We start from the raw sequence: 16,126 nt of genomic DNA, 5'->3' as shown, positions 1-16,126 counted from the left end.
CTATGATAGCGCTGACCGCAGGTTTGCGTCGCTATACCGCCAACAGTACCGGGTTATATTTAACCCGGATTTTTCTTGCGCTGGCGGGTGCCGCTGCCTTTCCCTGGTGGATCCAGCAAATTGTCTGGACGCTGCCGCTGACGCTCGGCGTGGTCGCCGCCGCGCTGGCTGACCTTGACGACCGCTTTGCCGGTCGTCTGCGCAATCTGCTGATTACCCTGCTCTGCTTCTGTATCGCTTCGGTCTCGGTAGAGCTGCTTTTCCCTCATCCCTGGCTGTTTATCATTGGGCTGGCGATCTCCGCCTGGGGCTTTATTCTGCTGGGCGCGCTGGGACAACGCTACGCCACTATCGCCTTCGGCGCGCTGCTTATCGCCATCTATACCATGCTGGGCGTCAGCCTGTTTCCGCAGTGGTATCTGCAGCCGGCGCTGCTGCTGTTGGGCGCCGTCTGGTATAACTTGCTGACGCTGACGGGACATTTGCTGTTTCCTATCCGCCCCCTGCAGGAGAACCTGGCGCGCAGCTACAGCCAGCTGGCACATTACCTCGAAGCCAAGGCCAATCTGTTCGATCCGGATGTGGCGGAAAATGACGATCGCGGCCTGGTGGAAGTGGCGATGGCCAACAGCAAGCTGGTGGCGGTGCTTAACGAGACTAAAACCTCGATCCAGAGCCGTCTGCGCGGCGATCGGGGGCAGCGCGGCACACGCCGCACGCTGCACTACTATTTTGTCGCGCAGGATATCCATGAGCGCGCCAGCTCTTCGCATGTGCAGTATCACGCGCTGCGTCAGGAGTGGCGCTACAGCGAGATTCTGTTTCGCTTCCAGCGGCTGCTGACCATGCAGGCGCTGGCCTGTCGCCAGCTGTCCGATGCGATTTTGCTGCGGCAGAGCTATCAGCACGATACCCGCTTTGAACTGGCGTTCAGCCATCTGCAGGCGGCGCTGGAGCGGCTGCCGGACACCGCACAGGACAAGGCGCGGCAAAAAGCGCTGCGCTATTTGCTCAGCAACCTGAAAGCGATCGATGCCCAGCTGGCGACCATCGAATCGGAACAGGCGCTGGAGCAGGCGCACCACGGCGGTAGCGATACGCATCTCTCCAGTGAAGGGCTCACCGGCTGGAGCGATATCCGCCTGCGCATCAGCCGCCATCTGACGCCGGAATCGCCGCTGTTCCGTCACGCGGTGCGCATGTCGCTGCTGCTGTGCGTCGGCTACGCGTTTATCCAGCTTACCGGCCTGCAACGCGGCTACTGGATCCTGCTGACCGGCCTGTTCGTTTGCCAGCCCGGTTATAACGCCACCCGCCGTCGGCTGGCGCTGCGCATCATCGGTACCCTGGCGGGTATCGCCATCGGCCTGCCGGTGTTGTGGCTGGTGCCCTCGGTTGATGGCCAGCTGCTGCTGATTGTACTAACGGGCGTGCTGTTTTTCGCCTTTCGTCAGGTGCAGTACGCGCATGCGACTATGTTTATCACGCTGCTGGTACTGCTCTGTTTTAACCTGCTGGGAGAAGGTTTCGACGTCGCGGTGCCGCGCATTGTCGATACGCTGCTGGGCTGCGGCCTCGCGTGGCTGGCGGTCAGCTTTATCTGGCCGGACTGGCGCTTCCGTCGGCTGCCAGCGGTGGCGGAAAAGACCTTAACCGCCAACTGTCGCTATCTGGATGCGATCCTCGAACAGTATCATCAGGGCAAAGATAACCGCCTTGCCTACCGCATCGCCCGCCGCGACGCGCACAACGGCGATGCCGAGCTGGCTTCGGTGGTCTCTAATCTCTCTACCGAACTGCGCCCCGACCCGCTGCAGCGCGAGGCGGCTTTTCGCCTGCTCTGCCTGAATCACTCGTTCCTAAGCTATATCTCCGCGCTTGGCGCACACCGCGAAAAAATCACGCAGCCAGCACTCTTGCAGCTGCTGGATGATGCGGTCTGCTACGTGGATGACGTGCTGCAGGTCAATATCGTCAGCGAGCAGCAGGCGCAGCAGATTTTAAGCGACCTTTCGGCGCGTATCGGCCTGCTGGAGAGCGAGGCGGACTCAAAAGGACAGCTGGTATTGCAACAGATAGGCCTGCTGATCGCCCTGCTTCCGGAAATCGCCCAGCTAAAAAAACAGCTGGCAGCCCCGGAAGGTTAACCGCGGCGCGCCTTATCGGCGTTTAGCGTGGAATAAAACCAGTAACGCAGCTCTTCTGTTACCTCTGCAGGCAGCGCCGCCTGATGTTTTCCGGATATGGCGCCCTGCAGAGCGAGCAGGCAATTTAGCCCCAGATGCTGATTGAGGGCGCGCAGGCGCAGCCAGCAATCTTTAGCGCCCGCCTCGCGCAGGGCGTGGACGCTATCGATGCCGATTTCACGCAGCAGCATCTCCATGCGCACCCCCATATTCGGCAAATCTTTAACGCGCGCTTTAGCCTGCTGCTCGCTTTTCTGCCGCCGCGCCAGCGCCAGCGCGGATTTCGACAGCGCAATCAGCAGCGGCCGATCGCGCCACAGCGCCTCATCAATGCGATAGTAGCGCAGCGTCACCGGCAGCCCTCTTTTATTGATGACCAGCGGCGCCAGCGACTGTTTATCGAGATAACGGCTGAGGTTTTCGCTGGCGCGCAGATAGAGTTCGCCGTCGGCAATCAGCGCGAAAACAATTTTCTCCACCGCCAGACTGTAGCCACCAAACTGCGAACGAACGGTGATCTTCCCTAATGAAGCCAGCTGCGCTTTTGACTGGGCAATCCGTTGATGCGAATTCATATGCTGCTCCTTTTCCTTAAGAAACTGTGACTAACCCCCTGTTTTTCATCAGCTAAAAACATAGGCAATTCTGATTAACGGTTCAATTACTAAATCAGCTTGCACGCATTTACATATTAAAAGTGCGAGACGTTTTCAAAAAATGAGGTTGATCTTAACCCGTCATCGCATTACTGTATATCCATACAGTAACCACATGAGCTGATAATCATGCGTACTCATTTACTGAAGTCCTCTTTTGCCTCTTCTGTTCTGGTCGGCCACTCTCGCGTTGCCCTCTCCTCTTCAACGCTGACGACCGGCTGGATTAGCGAATTAAGCTACAGCGAAGCGCAACCCGGCCTGACGCAAATGCTGCTGCTGCCACTGCTGCAACAGCTCGGCACGCAGGCGCGCTGGCAGCTTTGGCTGACGCCGCCGCAAAAGATCAGCCGTCAGTGGCTGAAAGCTTCGGGTTTGCCGCTGAATAAGATGATGCACATGCCCTATCATCAGCGCTTCAGTACGGTAGAGGCGATGGTAAAAGCGTTGCAGACGGGAAATTACAGCGTGGTGCTGGGGTGGTTTGCGAAGGATATTAACGAAAATGAGCGTCGCCAGCTCGAAGAAGCGGCCTCGGTTGGACAGGCGCTTGGACTGATTATGCGGCCCCAATCCGGTGCGTCGTCATTTGACGGACAAAAAAACCGGCTGAAAATTCACTCAACTTTGTATCATTAAGTAAATATAAGATAAATCTCAGCTAAAAATAGTCTGTTTCCTCTGATAACCCGCTGATTCTACTCTCACGCGGCTGAGCCTCGCTTTTGCCGCGTCAGATAAGGCTTTTTTCAGCGCTAAAAAGTGCGCTGAATGTTAAAATTTGTGTATGAAACATCCTTTTTTTGCAGACCGGCCTCACATCTTACTTGTAAGTTTCTCGCCACGTTGTAGACTTTATCTCGCCAGGGTGCTCAATAACCTCCGTTTTCCGGTAGAGTAATAATCGAGCAAAAGGACCCGGCGAAGGATTACAACCAAGAGCTTAGCTTTAAGCTCCTTGCCTATTTGGATGATAACGAGGCGCAAAAAATGAAAAAGACAGCTATCGCAATTGCAGTGGCACTGGCTGGCTTCGCTACCGTAGCGCAGGCCGCTCCGAAAGATGACACCTGGTACACCGGTGCTAAACTGGGCTGGTCTCAGTATCACGATACTGGTTACTACGGTAACAACTACGTAAATAATGATGGCCCGACTCACGAAAGCCAGCTGGGCGCTGGTGCGTTCGTTGGTTATCAGGCTAATCCTTATCTGGGCTTCGAGCTGGGTTACGACTGGCTCGGCCGTATGCCTAACAAAGGCGACGTAGTAAACGGCGCTTTCAAAGCACAGGGCATCCAGCTGGCAGCTAAACTGAGCTACCCGATCATGGATGACCTGGATGTGTACACCCGTCTGGGTGGCATGGTATGGCGTGCTGACTCTACTCAGCAGAACGTCGCTACCGGCAACCGCATCAGCGACCACGACACCGGCGTTTCTCCGCTGGCTGCTGTAGGTGTTGAATACGCACTGAACAAAAACTGGGCGACTCGCCTGGACTACCAGTGGGTTAACAACATCGGCGACGCAAGCACCGTTGGCGCGCGTCCTGACAACGCCATGCTGAGCCTGGGTCTCTCCTACCGTTTCGGTCAGGATGACGCAGCTGCACCGGTTGTTGCTCCGGCTCCGGCCCCGGCTCCGGTTGTTGAAACCAAGCACTTCACTCTGAAATCAGACGTGCTGTTCAACTTCAACAAAGCGACCCTGAAAGGCGAAGGCCAGCAGGCGCTGGATCAGCTGTACTCTCAGCTGAGCTCCATGGATCCGAAAGACGGTTCTGTTGTTGTTCTGGGCTACACTGACCGTATCGGTTCAGACCAGTACAACCAGAAACTGTCTGAAAAACGCGCTCAGTCCGTGGTTGACTACCTGGTTTCTAAAGGTATCCCGTCTGACAAGATCTCTGCACGTGGCATGGGTGAATCTAACCCGGTTACCGGCAACACCTGTGACAGCGTGAAAGGCCGTAACGCCCTGATCGACTGCCTGGGTCCGGACCGTCGCGTAGAAATCGAAGTTAAAGGTCTGAAAGACGTTGTTACTCAGCCGCAGGCTTAAGTAATACGTTAAAAAACCCCGCTCCGGCGGGGTTTTTTTATGGGCGAAAAACAGGAGCAGTGAGCTGGACGGCAGCCGATGACTTAACTGACATCATCCTTTCCCGGTAAGCTGAACGGCAATAGATGACTTAACTGACGTCATCCTTTCCCAGAATTGCCTGCAGATCCTGTCGTAATGTAGACATCTGGCTGGCGTATTTTTCTTTACGCTCAGCATCCTCAATAAGCTGCACGATGGTTTCAGAAAGCGTGCTGCTGCGGCGCTGCGCCAGTCCCGCCAGCCTTTGCCACACCAGGTACTCCAGATCGATAGACTTCTTGCGCGTATGCTGATGCTCAGCGTTGAAATGACGTTTGCGCCGGGCGCGGATCGTCTGCTTCATACGATTTTCCAGCGCCGGATTGATATGTTGCTCAATCCACTTCAGCACGTCGATTGGATGGTTTTCCATGGCCAGCAACGCCTTCACGGCCTCCTGGGCGGCGCTGATTTCAACGTAGCGGGTGATCGGCTCACCCTCCCGGTGTTTCTTCACCAGGTATTTCCATTTCCATCCGCTTTCAAGGTTTTCCAGCTGCTGATATTTCATCGGAATCTCATCATGAGCAGGTAACAAACTAAGAATAACAGTTTTTTTCTTACTTGCGGCAGAGAAAGGCGCAACGCCAGCCTCGCAGGGCGAGGCCTGCCGCCAGAATCGGTAAGATCTCTGCCGTGCGTAACAGCCTGAAAAGCTGTATAATCGCGCTTTTCATTAATACAAGACAAATGCGATTACTTTGACCAGCAACCGACTTGCATGGCAGGCGCTACAGCCTGATGCCGAGAGCTTCCAGCCCCTTTTCTCCCGCGATTATAGCGATGACGACAGCGATATTCTGTCTGAGATTCAGCCTCGCCTGTTTGATGCGGCCAGTCTGCTGCAGCGCAGCAGCGCGCCTTTTCCGCTGATGCTAATCCGCTGCGCTGAAAACAGTGAGAACCTCGCCTTGCTGGCGCAGACATTACAGCATAACGGCGGGAAGAAGAAAGCACTTTACGGCGGTAACTATCTGATTAATGACGATCAGATCCGCTGGCAGCCTGCGCAAACGGCGGATGAACCGTTCGCCAGCCGCGGCGAAGCGCAGTTTGCCGACTGGATTGAACCAGAACAGCTGTTTGGCTGCGTACGACTGTTTGGTCAGCGCATCAGCCTGCAGCCCGGTCTGATCCACCGCGCTAACGGCGGCGTTCTTCTGCTGTCGCTGCGTGCTTTGCTGGCGCAGCCGCTGATGTGGCTCCGTCTGAAGCAGATTGTGACGCAGCGTCGTTTCGACTGGCTGTCGCCTGATGAAACGCGCCCGCTGCCGGTCGCCATCCCCTCCATACCCCTGGCGCTGAAACTGGTGCTTTGCGGCGATCGCGAAGCGATGGCCGATTTTCAGGAAATGGAGCCGGAGCTGGCCTCGCTGGCGATTTACAGCGAATATGAAGAAAGCCTGCGGGTAGAAGATCAGGAAGATATGGCGCTGTGGTGCCGCTGGGTTACGGCGCTGGGGCATCAGGCTGCGCTGCCGGCCATTGAGCCCGATTTCTGGCCGCTGCTGCTGCGCGAATCGGTGCGCTACAGTGGAGATCAGGAGACGCTGCCGCTCTGCCCTGCCTGGCTTGGCCGCCAGCTGCGCGAAGCGGCGCAGTATGGCGACAAGCTCGATGCGGAAGCGCTGCAGGCGGCGCTCGACGCACGCAACTGGCGCGAAAGCTATCTGCCGGAGCAGATGCGCGACGAAATCCTGCTCGATCAGATCCTGATTGAAACCGAAGGCGCCGTCACCGGGCAGATCAACGGGCTGTCGGTCATTGAGTTTCCCGGCCACCCGCGCGCCTTTGGCGAACCTTCGCGCATCAGCTGCGTGGTGCATGTCGGCGACGGCGAATTTAACGATGTCGAGCGCAAGGCTGAATTAGGCGGCAATATTCACGCCAAAGGCATGATGATCATGCAGGCGTTTCTGATCGCCGAGCTGGAACTCGATCAGCAGCTGCCCTTCTCCGCCTCGCTGGTGTTTGAGCAATCTTATTCAGAAGTTGACGGCGATAGCGCCTCGCTTGCGGAACTCTGCGCCCTGATCAGCGCGCTGGCAGAACAGCCCATTAACCAGCAGATTGCGGTAACCGGGTCGGTCGATCAGTTCGGCCGCGTCCAGCCGGTCGGCGGGCTGAATGAAAAAATCGAAGGGTTCTTCGAGGTTTGCCAGCAGCGTGGCCTGACCGGCCAGCAGGGCGTCATCATTCCCGCAGCCAACGTGCGGCATCTCTGCCTGCAGCAGGAGATTATCGACGCGGTGCGCGACGGTCAGTTCCACATCTGGGCCGTCAACGAAGTCGATGAGGCGCTGCCGCTGCTGACCGGCGCGGCGTGGCGAAAGGAGAATGCGCCCTGCCTGCTGCAAACTATTCAGGACCGCATCACAGAATTTAATCAGCAGGAAGCGCGTCAGCGCCCCTGGCCTCTGCGTTGGCTAAACTGGTTTAACCACAGCTGATCGGAGTTGTTCAGCTTACACCTGTTAGCTAACCTTCGTGATTCACTAGAAAAAGGCTTATTGAAACATGGTAGAAAAACGCGAATCCTATACAAAAGAAGATCTCATTGCCTCTGGTCGCGGTGAACTGTTTGGCGCTGAAGGCCCGCCGCTGCCGTCTGGCAATATGCTGATGATGGACCGCGTGGTCAAAATGAGCGAAGAAGGCGGTAACTTTAATAAAGGTTATGTCGAAGCCGAGCTGGATATCAATCCTGACCTCTGGTTCTTCGCCTGCCACTTTATTGGCGATCCGGTGATGCCGGGCTGTCTGGGTCTGGATGCGATGTGGCAGCTGGTAGGCTTCTACCTGGGCTGGCTGGGCGCAGAAGGCAAAGGCCGCGCGCTGGGCGTGGGCGAAGTGAAATTTACCGGTCAGGTGCTGCCGACCGCGAAGAAAGTGACCTACCGCATCCACTTCAAGCGTGTGATTAACCGCAAGCTGGTAATGGGTGTGGCGGATGGCGAAGTGTTGGTTGACGGCAATGTCATCTATACCGCCAGCGATCTGAAAGTGGGCCTGTTTAAAGACACCACCGCATTCTGATACCGCACCATAAAAAACCTCCGCTGCCGCGGAGGTTAATCCTTTTTCTGACCAGGCGTTTACGCCATCGCCGCAGCGACGCTGACCGACCTGTCCTCCATGGCTTTTCGCCAACCTCCCAACCAGTGAGACCGAGCCTCAATCATTTGATAAGGGCACATTTCTTTTGAGCGCCCGGTAATGCCTGCCTGATAACCACGTGAGTGTGCCCGTTCCAGGCGGTCTCGTTTCTGTCTCTTCATGCCTCATTTCCCTCATTCAGGTATGGTGGAACTGGTGGAAAGAAAACAGTGGTCACAAAATGCGCAACCACAATGCAGTTCTACCTCCATCGGCAGGAAAGATCAATGCGCAAATTTCACGCCATTGTCATATGAATAGGCTATTTTTAGAGGTTTTCTTGTCGGGTCGCGCGCGGGTCCAGGCAAAGAGCTGATTCGCAAATAAAAAAATTCCGGCCGACAATACAGAAACGTCTCGTCGGGCCGGAATTGATAGTTAAGAATAATTAATTATTTTTAAGCGAAGAAAAAGCCATAGCCATCCGCTGCGCTTCCTGCTGCCATCCCTGCGCCAGCGTTCTGACCATCACGTCGTAGCCATCTTCCTGCTGCGGCAGCGTCAGGTTAAAAGGCTGGCGCATAATGCGCCCGTTATGCTCCAGCGTCCAGCTGCCGCTGATCACCACCTGCCCGTCGTAGCGGCCATGAAAGCCGGTGACGTTGACGTTCAGCGTATCGTGCTGTTCGCCCAGCGGCGCGGCGGAAACCAGCCGGCCAGGCAACGCATTGCTAAGGTTGGTGACCAGCGTCTGCTGCAGCTGCTGATCGAGCGGGCTGGCCCACAGGTTATTCGCCGCAATAACATATTTCACATCGCTGGTTTGATAAACCACGCCGTTACCGGCGAGATAATCTGGCACCGCCACCCGTTCGACCCACAGCGGCAGCTGCGCTTCCGCCAGCAGCGCGCTCTGCGTCACCGGCGTGGCCGCCGACGTTCCCGCCGGCAACTGATACAGGGTGGTTTTGGTGCTGCTGCTACAGGCGCTCAGCGCCAGAGCCATCGCCAGCGGCATCCATTTCATCATTGTTTCGCCCTCTTCGGCTGCGGGTCCTCGCCCGGTTTGGCTTCAAACACCAGTGCGTTGCTCTTTTGATTGAGCGTCTTCAGCACCGGCTGCAGTTCGCGCAGCACCTGATCGAGCCGCTGCATATCCCCCACCAGCTGGTTATAGGCCGGCGAGCCAGGCTGTAGCCCTTTCATGCTGCGGTTTAGCTCGCGCAGCGTCTGCTGCATATCCTGCGGCAATTGCTGCATCGACGGGCTGGCGGTGATTTTATTCACGTTATCCAGCGTTTTTTGCAGCTCGCGCAGGGTGCGCTGGCTCTCTTTCAGCGTGCCGGTAGCCTGATTGATCATCGGGTTGAGCGGCAGATTGTTGATCTTATCCAGCGCATCCATCAGTTTCTGCTGGATCTGGCTCAGCCCGCCGCTGACGGTCGGAATGATCTCCAGCCCGGCCACTTTGTTCGGTCCTTTATACGGCGGTGTTTTGTCGTAGAAATCGAGATCGATATAGAGCGAGCCGGACAGCAGGTTGCCCGTTTTCAGCGAGGCGCGCAGGCCACGTTGTTTCCCTTCTTCCAGATGCTGTCGAATATCGAAATCAGCGCCCAGACGTTTAATAAAGCGGTCAGGCTCGATACGCACCAGCACCGGAATGCGATAGTCATTGTTCAGTGCCTGATTCCAGCCCGGAACGGTATAAGGTACTTCCGCCACCGTGCCGAGACGAATGCCACGGAATTCAACCGGCGCGCCCGCCTGCAGGCCACGAATCGAATCGTTGAAGAACATCAGGAAATCGAGATGTTTGCTGTAGAGCGAATCCTGAATGCTGCGCTGATCGTCGTAGAGATGATACTCCGCCTTGTTTTCCGCCGGTACGCCCAGCTCCCAGCCATCGGGCACGTCAAAGCTGACGCCGCCGCTGAACAGGGTGGTCAGCGATCCCATCTCGACGCGCATGCCGGAGGCGGACATCTCGACGGCGATGCCGCTGTCCTTCCAGAAACGCACGTTCGACGTCACCAGCCGATCGTATGGCGCGGCGACAAAGAGCTGATACTGCATGGCGCGTTTGTCGGCGTCGAAACTGCTGGTTTCCACCGAACCGACGCGATAGCCGCGGAACAGCACCGGATCGCCGGGATTCAGTTGACCTGCTTTAATGCTGTCGAGAACGATGCGGATGCCTTTCGCGTCCGGCGGCGCCAGCGGCGGCGCGTCCAGCAGCTTATAGTGGTTCGGCTTTTCGCCTTTATTGCCCGGCTGCAGTTCGATATAGGCGCCGGAGAGCAGCGTGCCGAGGCCGGTGATCCCTTCACGTCCGACCTGCGGTTTCACCACCCAGAAGACGCTGTCGCCGTGCAGCAGTTTTTCCATGCCGGCGTTCAGGCGCGCCTTGATCTCCACATGGTGCAGATCATCGGTCAGCACCGCGCTTTCCACCACGCCGACGTCGACGCTGCGGCTTTTGATCGCTGTCTTGCCGCCCTCAATGCCTTCGGCATTGGTCGTGATCAGGGTCACTTCCGGGCCCTGATGGCTAAAATGATAAAACAGGATCCAGGCACCGATCAGGACGGTGACGATAGGCACGATCCAGACCGGCGACCAGCGTTTGATCTGCTCCACCTTCGCGACGCCGTGATTATTTTCCGTCAAGGCTCGACTCCTTCAGATTATTTTCTGGTTCACGATCCCAGGTAAGGCGCGGATCGAAGGTCATAGCGGCAAACATCGTCAGGATCACCACTGCTGCAAACAGCAGCGCGCCTACCGCCGGGTAAATATTCATTAACTGTCCTATACGCACCAGCGCGGAAAGTACCGCAATCACAAAAACGTCGATCATCGACCAGCGGCCGACAAACTCCACCACCTCATACACCACATGCATCTTTTCGCTATCGCGGCTGCCGTGCCCGCGTGCGTCCCAGCAGAGCCAGCCGATCGCCAGCATTTTTAGCGAAGGCACCATGATGCTGGCGATAAAGATCACCAGCGCCACCGGATAGGAGCCATCGCTCCAGAGCAGGATCACCCCGGCCATAATGTTGGAACTCATCTTATCCCCCAGCGCCTCGGTCACCATAATCGGCATGATATTGGCGGGGATATAGATAAGAAACGAGGTAAGCAGCAGCGCCATTGTCCACTGCAGACTGTGGCGACGGCGGGCCAGCGCGCCGGTGCCGCAGCGCGTACAGCGATAGCGTTCGACCGGCAGCACCGCGGTGCAGCACGGGCAGGATCGCAGCCCCTGTCGCAGCCCACTGACGCCGGCGCGCGGCGGCGACGGCAGCGCCGGCTCCGGCGCGATTTGCCGCCAGAGCCAGCGCCGATCGACACACTGAAAGGCGCGCAGCTGCAGCAGGCAGAAGAGACACCAGGGCAAAAAGCTGCTGCCAATGCCGATATCGCCATAGGCCATTAGCTTGACGAAGCTTACCAGCACGCCGGCGAGAAAAATTTCCGCCATGCCCCAGCTTCTCAGCTGGAACAGGACGCGCGCCATCAGCACGCGCAGCGGCTGCGGCAACGGCAGCGGATTCACCAGCAGCAGGATCGCCACCATGCAGAAGGCGGGCACCGCCTGCACAAACAGCAGAAACAGCGTGGCGAGGCTGGCGTAATCCTCAGAGACCATCACTCTGGGGATCGCCATCAGGCTGATTTCGCTGCTCAGGCCGGAAACGTGCATATTGACGAAGGGAAACAGGTTAGCCAGCAACAGCATAAACAGCGCAGCCAGCGCATAGCCGGAGGGCCGCTTGCGCGGCTCGCTCCAGTTAGCGGTCAACGTCGTATGGCAGCGCGGACAGTTCGCCTTTTGCCCGGTATTCAGCGGCGGCAGCTGCGTCATCAGATCGCACTGCGGACAAAGCATCCAGTGTTGCGGGTGTTCAGATGAACACATACCCTACTCCCGATTTCAGGCGCCGTTTTTCAGCGATTCCAGATGTTCCCAGCGTTCAAACGCGCTTTCCAGCTGCTGCTCCGCCTGCTCCAGCGCATCCAGCACCGGCTGCGTTTTATCGTGCGGCTGGCTGAAGAAGCTGGCATCCGCCATCTGCGCCTGCAGCTGCGCAATTTGCGTTTCCAGCGCCTCCAGCTGCTGCGGCAGCTGCTCAAGCTCGCGCTGCAGCTTATAGCTTAGCTTGGCGGCGGGCTGTTTTGCGGCGTCGCTTTTAACCGTATCAACCCTGGCGCTTTTTTCCACCGGGGCCGACGCTTTTACCGCGGCGCGGCTCTGCCGGGAGGCGGCACGCTGCTGCTGGGCATCATGGTAACCGCCGACAAAGGCACCGATTTCGCCGTTGCCTTCGAAGATCCAGCATTCGGTCACGGTATTGTCGACGAACTGACGATCGTGGCTGACCAGCAGCACGGTACCCTGATAGCCGTCGATCAACTCTTCCAGCAGCTCCAGCGTTTCTACATCCAGGTCGTTGGTCGGTTCATCCAGGATCAACAGGTTGCTGGGCTTCAGGAACAGGCGCGCCAGCAGCAGACGGTTGCGCTCGCCGCCGGACAACGCACGCACCGGCGTCATCGCCCGCTTCGGATGGAACAGGAACTCCTGCAGATAGCCGAGAACGTGACGCGGCTTGCCGTTGACCATCACTTCCTGCTTACCTTCGGCCAGGTTATCCATCACCGTGCGATCGGGATCGAGAATGGCGCGGTGCTGGTCGAAGTAGGCCACTTCCAGCTTGCTACCGCCATGTACGCGGCCGCTATCCGCCTGAAGCTGGCCCAGCATCAGTTTCAGCAGCGTGGTTTTGCCGCAGCCGTTCGGGCCGATCAGCGCAATCTTATCGCCGCGCTGCACCTGGGCGCTGAAATCTTTCACCAGCTGACGGCCGGCAACGCTGTAGTTAACGTTCTCCAGCTCAAAGACAATCTTGCCGGAGCGGGAGGCCTCTTCCACCTGCATCTGCGCTTTGCCCATCACCTCACGGCGCTCTGAGCGCTCACGGCGCAGCGCCTTCAGCGCGCGCACACGGCCTTCGTTACGGGTACGGCGCGCCTTGATGCCCTGACGGATCCAGACCTCTTCCTGTGCCAGCTTGCGGTCGAATTCGGCGTTCTGCATCTCTTCCACACGCAGCGCCTCTTCTTTACCGGCAAGGTATTTATCATAGTCGCCCGGCCAGGAGACCAGCTTGCCGCGATCGAGATCGACGATGCGCGTAGCCATGTTGCGGATAAAGGAACGGTCGTGGGAAATAAAGATGATGCTGCCCTGGAAAGTTTTCAGGAAACCTTCCAGCCAGTCGATGGTTTCGATATCCAGATGGTTGGTCGGCTCATCCAGCATCAGCACGCGCGGATTGCTGACCAGCGCGCGGCCCAGCGCCGCTTTGCGCAGCCAGCCGCCGGAGAGAGAAGAAAGCTCCACTTCCGGCTGCAGGCCAATCTTCTCCAGCACGTCGTTGATGCGCGATTCCAGCTGCCAGAGATTATGGTGATCCAGCACCGCCTGCAGGCGCGCCATCTCGTTGAGGTTTTTGTCGCTGGGATCGTTCATCACCACATGCGAAATGGCGTGATAGGCTTTCAGATGCTCTGCCTGCTCCGCCACCCCTTCGGCGACGAAATCATAGACCGTACCGGCGATATTGCGCGGCGGATCCTGCTGCAGACGCGCCACCACCAGATCCTGCTCATAAATGATGCGGCCGTCATCCAGCGGCTGCTCGCCGCTGATGATTTTCATCAGTGTCGATTTACCGGCGCCGTTGCGCCCGACCAGGCAGACGCGCTCATTCTCTTCGATATGCAGCTCGGTATAGTCCAGCAGCGGCGCATCGCTGAAAGAGAGGTAAGCGTTGTGAATACTAATTAATGACATACAGCTTATTCCTTACCGGCGTGCGTAAGCAGCCAGCAGTTGTGAATATGACGGTTGCGGGCGAAATCCTGCGACTGCGTTTTGGCGGTGATCTCCTGAGCGCGCAGGCCGAGCGCGGCCAGCCCCTCATGGTCCATCTTAAAACCGCGTTTGTTATTAGAGAACATAATGGTGCCACCGGCGCGCAGCAGGCGCTTCAGATCGCGCATCAGCTGCAGATGGTCGCGCTGCACGTCAAAGCTATCCTCCATGCGCTTCGAGTTGGAGAAGGTCGGCGGATCGATAAAGATCAGATCGAACTGCTCGTGACTCTCGCGCAGCCAGCTCAGGCAGTCCGCCTGCATCAGCCGATGCTGACGGCCGCTCAGGCCGTTGAGACGCATATTGCGCTCCGCCCACTCCAGATAGGTGCGCGACATATCGACCGTGGTGGTGGAACGCGCGCCGCCCAACCCGGCATGAACGCTGGCGCTGCCGGTATAAGCGAACAGGTTAAGGAAATCTTTGCCCTTGCTCATCTGCCCCAGCATACGACGTGCCAGGCGGTGATCGATAAACAGGCCGGTGTCGAGATAGTCGGTAAGGTTGACCCAGAAGCGGGCATTAAACTCGCGCACCTCAAAATATTCGCCTTTCTCGCCCAGCTTCTGATACTGGCTTTTGCCCTTCTGCTTTTCACGCGTTTTCAGCACCAGACGGTTGGCCGGCAGCTCCAGCACCGTCAACGTAGCGCTGATAACATCAAACAGACGCTGACGCGCTTTCAGGGCATCAATGGTTTTCGGCGGCGCATACTCCTGAATCACCACCCAGTCGGCGTAGCGATCAACGGCGACGTTATATTCCGGCAAGTCGGCGTCATACAGGCGATAACATTCAATGCCCTCCTGACGCGCCCACTTATCCAGCTTTTTCATGTTTTTCTTCAGGCGGTTGGCGTAATCTTCCGCGATCTGCGCCGGTGCGCTTTCACCGCTGCTGGCCGCCAGCTGATAGTTTTTCTGCACGCACTCGAGCGGGCCGTTTTTCGCCTTGAACTGGCGTTCGGCACGCAGCTGCAGGCAGCTGAGCAGATCGGGCGAGGCGCTGAACAGCGAGAGGTTCCAGCCGCCGAACTGGCTTTTCATCACGCGGCCCAGCTGGCTGTGCAGCGCAATCAGCGCCGGTTCGCTCTCCAGACGCTCGCCGTATGGCGGGTTGCTGATTACCGTACCGGCCGGCCCTTCAGGCAGCGGATTGCGCAGCTGCGTCACATCCTGTACGCCGAAGGTGAAGAGATCGGCCACGCCGGCGCGGCGGGCGTTGCCGCGCGCGCGCTCCAGCACGCGTTCGTCATTATCATAGCCAAAGAAGCGCGAGGTAGTGTGCTGCACTCCCTGACGCGCGCGCGTCTGCGCTTCGTCGATCAGCTCGCGCCACAGCTCCGGCTGATGCGCTTTCCAGCCTTTAAAGCCCCAATGACGGCGATTCAGCCCCGGCGCGCGATCGGCGGCGATCAGCGCCGCTTCGATCAGCAGGGTGCCGGATCCGCACATCGGATCGAGCAGCGGCGCGCCCGGCTGCCAGCCGGAGCGCAGTACGGTGGCCGCCGCCAGGTTCTCTTTCATCGGCGCTATGCCGGTCTGCTGGCGGTAGCCGCGCTGATGCATCCCTTCACCGCTTAAATCCAGGGCGATGCTGGCGGTATCTTTATTCAGCCAGACATTAATGCGCACATCCGGCTGCTCGCGATCGACATCGGGACGCGGCAGGTTTTTACGCGTAAAGCTGTCGACAATCGCGTCTTTCACTTTCAGGGCGCCAAACTGACTGTTGCGGATCGCCTCATTGGTGCCGCTGAAATGCACGGCGAAGGTGCCATCGATCAGATTGGTCCAGTCGATCGCCTGCGCGCCGAGATAGAGGTCAAGATCGCTGTAGACCGAACATTCGCTCAGCGGCAGCAGAATACGCGACGCGAGGCGGCTCCACAGCAGGCTGCGATACATTAAACGATCGTCTCCCTGATAATGCACGCCGCCCTGGACAACCTGGAGGTCTTGCGCCCCCAGCGCCTCCAGTTCACTCTTTAACAGCTCTTCGAGCCCACGCGCCGTACTGGCAAACAGAGAATTCATATCGTCACTTACAGTATTGGGAAAATTGCTGCGCATTATAGCTAATCGCCGCCGCATGTCATA

At 57.8% G+C, this 16,126-nt stretch carries 13 protein-coding genes; 5 read left to right on the top strand and 8 right to left on the bottom strand.

From position 1 onward, the window contains the following. Nucleotides 1–2: 2 nt before the first annotated feature. Nucleotides 3–2,147 carry a YccS family putative transporter gene (gene yccS, locus C2E15_RS07845; protein WP_104956873.1) on the top strand — a complete coding sequence of 715 codons (2,145 nt, stop codon included), beginning with the start codon at nucleotides 3–5 and terminating at the stop codon, nucleotides 2,145–2,147. Here yccS and C2E15_RS07840 read toward each other — a convergent pair. Next, the gene (locus C2E15_RS07840; protein WP_104956872.1) at nucleotides 2,144–2,761 is read right to left on the bottom strand and encodes a TfoX/Sxy family DNA transformation protein; all 618 of its coding nucleotides are present in this window, start codon (nucleotides 2,759–2,761) and stop codon (nucleotides 2,144–2,146) included. The two genes, yccS and C2E15_RS07840, sit on opposite strands and share 4 nt — an antisense overlap. Before the next feature lie 210 nt (nucleotides 2,762–2,971). Between C2E15_RS07840 and sulA the strand changes: the two genes are divergently transcribed. Continuing rightward, nucleotides 2,972–3,481: an SOS-induced cell division inhibitor SulA gene (gene sulA, locus C2E15_RS07835; RefSeq protein ID WP_104956871.1), complete on the top strand. Its 510-nt coding sequence runs from the start codon at nucleotides 2,972–2,974 to the stop codon at nucleotides 3,479–3,481. 351 nt (nucleotides 3,482–3,832) lie between these two features. Then, nucleotides 3,833–4,906, top strand: coding sequence for a porin OmpA (gene ompA, locus C2E15_RS07830; RefSeq protein WP_104956870.1), 1,074 nt, complete (start codon nucleotides 3,833–3,835; stop codon nucleotides 4,904–4,906). Nucleotides 4,907–5,036: 130 nt separating this feature from the next. On the opposite strand, the gene matP is transcribed toward ompA, so the two are convergent. Continuing rightward, a complete protein-coding gene (gene matP, locus C2E15_RS07825) occupies nucleotides 5,037–5,498 on the bottom strand; it encodes a macrodomain Ter protein MatP (protein WP_104956869.1) in 462 nt (153 codons plus the stop codon). A 190-nt stretch (nucleotides 5,499–5,688) separates the two neighbouring features. Here matP and C2E15_RS07820 point away from each other — a divergent pair, with 190 nt between their 5' ends. After that, nucleotides 5,689–7,437 carry an AAA family ATPase gene (locus C2E15_RS07820; protein ID WP_104956868.1) on the top strand — a complete coding sequence of 583 codons (1,749 nt, stop codon included), beginning with the start codon at nucleotides 5,689–5,691 and terminating at the stop codon, nucleotides 7,435–7,437. A gap of 67 nt (nucleotides 7,438–7,504) precedes the next feature. After that, nucleotides 7,505–8,023 (top strand): bifunctional 3-hydroxydecanoyl-ACP dehydratase/trans-2-decenoyl-ACP isomerase, encoded by a 519-nt coding sequence (gene fabA, locus C2E15_RS07815; protein WP_104956867.1) that lies wholly within the window; start codon nucleotides 7,505–7,507, stop codon nucleotides 8,021–8,023. 59 nt (nucleotides 8,024–8,082) lie between these two features. Here the strand turns inward: fabA and rmf are convergent, their stop codons facing one another. The 6 genes from rmf to rlmKL form a co-directional block, all read right to left on the bottom strand. After that, entirely contained in the window at nucleotides 8,083–8,265 is a 183-nt protein-coding gene (gene rmf / locus C2E15_RS07810; RefSeq protein ID WP_104956866.1) for a ribosome modulation factor, read from the bottom strand. Nucleotides 8,266–8,531: 266 nt separating this feature from the next. After that, a complete protein-coding gene (pqiC, locus tag C2E15_RS07805) occupies nucleotides 8,532–9,113 on the bottom strand; it encodes a membrane integrity-associated transporter subunit PqiC (RefSeq protein ID WP_104956865.1) in 582 nt (193 codons plus the stop codon). Next, entirely contained in the window at nucleotides 9,110–10,753 is a 1,644-nt protein-coding gene (gene pqiB / locus C2E15_RS07800) for an intermembrane transport protein PqiB (protein ID WP_104956864.1), read from the bottom strand. The genes pqiC and pqiB overlap by 4 nt, the downstream gene beginning before the upstream one ends. Next, on the bottom strand, nucleotides 10,740–12,008 hold the full coding sequence (gene pqiA, locus C2E15_RS07795; protein WP_104956863.1) for a membrane integrity-associated transporter subunit PqiA: 1,269 nt from the start codon (nucleotides 12,006–12,008) through the stop codon (nucleotides 10,740–10,742). The genes pqiB and pqiA overlap by 14 nt, the downstream gene beginning before the upstream one ends. 15 nt (nucleotides 12,009–12,023) lie before the next feature. After that, nucleotides 12,024–13,946 (bottom strand): ABC transporter ATP-binding protein, encoded by a 1,923-nt coding sequence (locus tag C2E15_RS07790; RefSeq protein ID WP_104956862.1) that lies wholly within the window; start codon nucleotides 13,944–13,946, stop codon nucleotides 12,024–12,026. A 5-nt stretch (nucleotides 13,947–13,951) separates the two neighbouring features. Beyond that, nucleotides 13,952–16,063: a bifunctional 23S rRNA (guanine(2069)-N(7))-methyltransferase RlmK/23S rRNA (guanine(2445)-N(2))-methyltransferase RlmL gene (rlmKL, locus tag C2E15_RS07785; protein ID WP_104956861.1), complete on the bottom strand. Its 2,112-nt coding sequence runs from the start codon at nucleotides 16,061–16,063 to the stop codon at nucleotides 13,952–13,954. Nucleotides 16,064–16,126 lie beyond the last annotated feature (63 nt).

The organism is Mixta gaviniae (genome assembly GCF_002953195.1).
GTDB lineage: Bacteria > Pseudomonadota > Gammaproteobacteria > Enterobacterales > Enterobacteriaceae > Mixta > Mixta gaviniae.
Note: the sequence above shows the minus strand (reverse complement) of the source record. Positions and strands in the feature narration are given on the sequence as shown.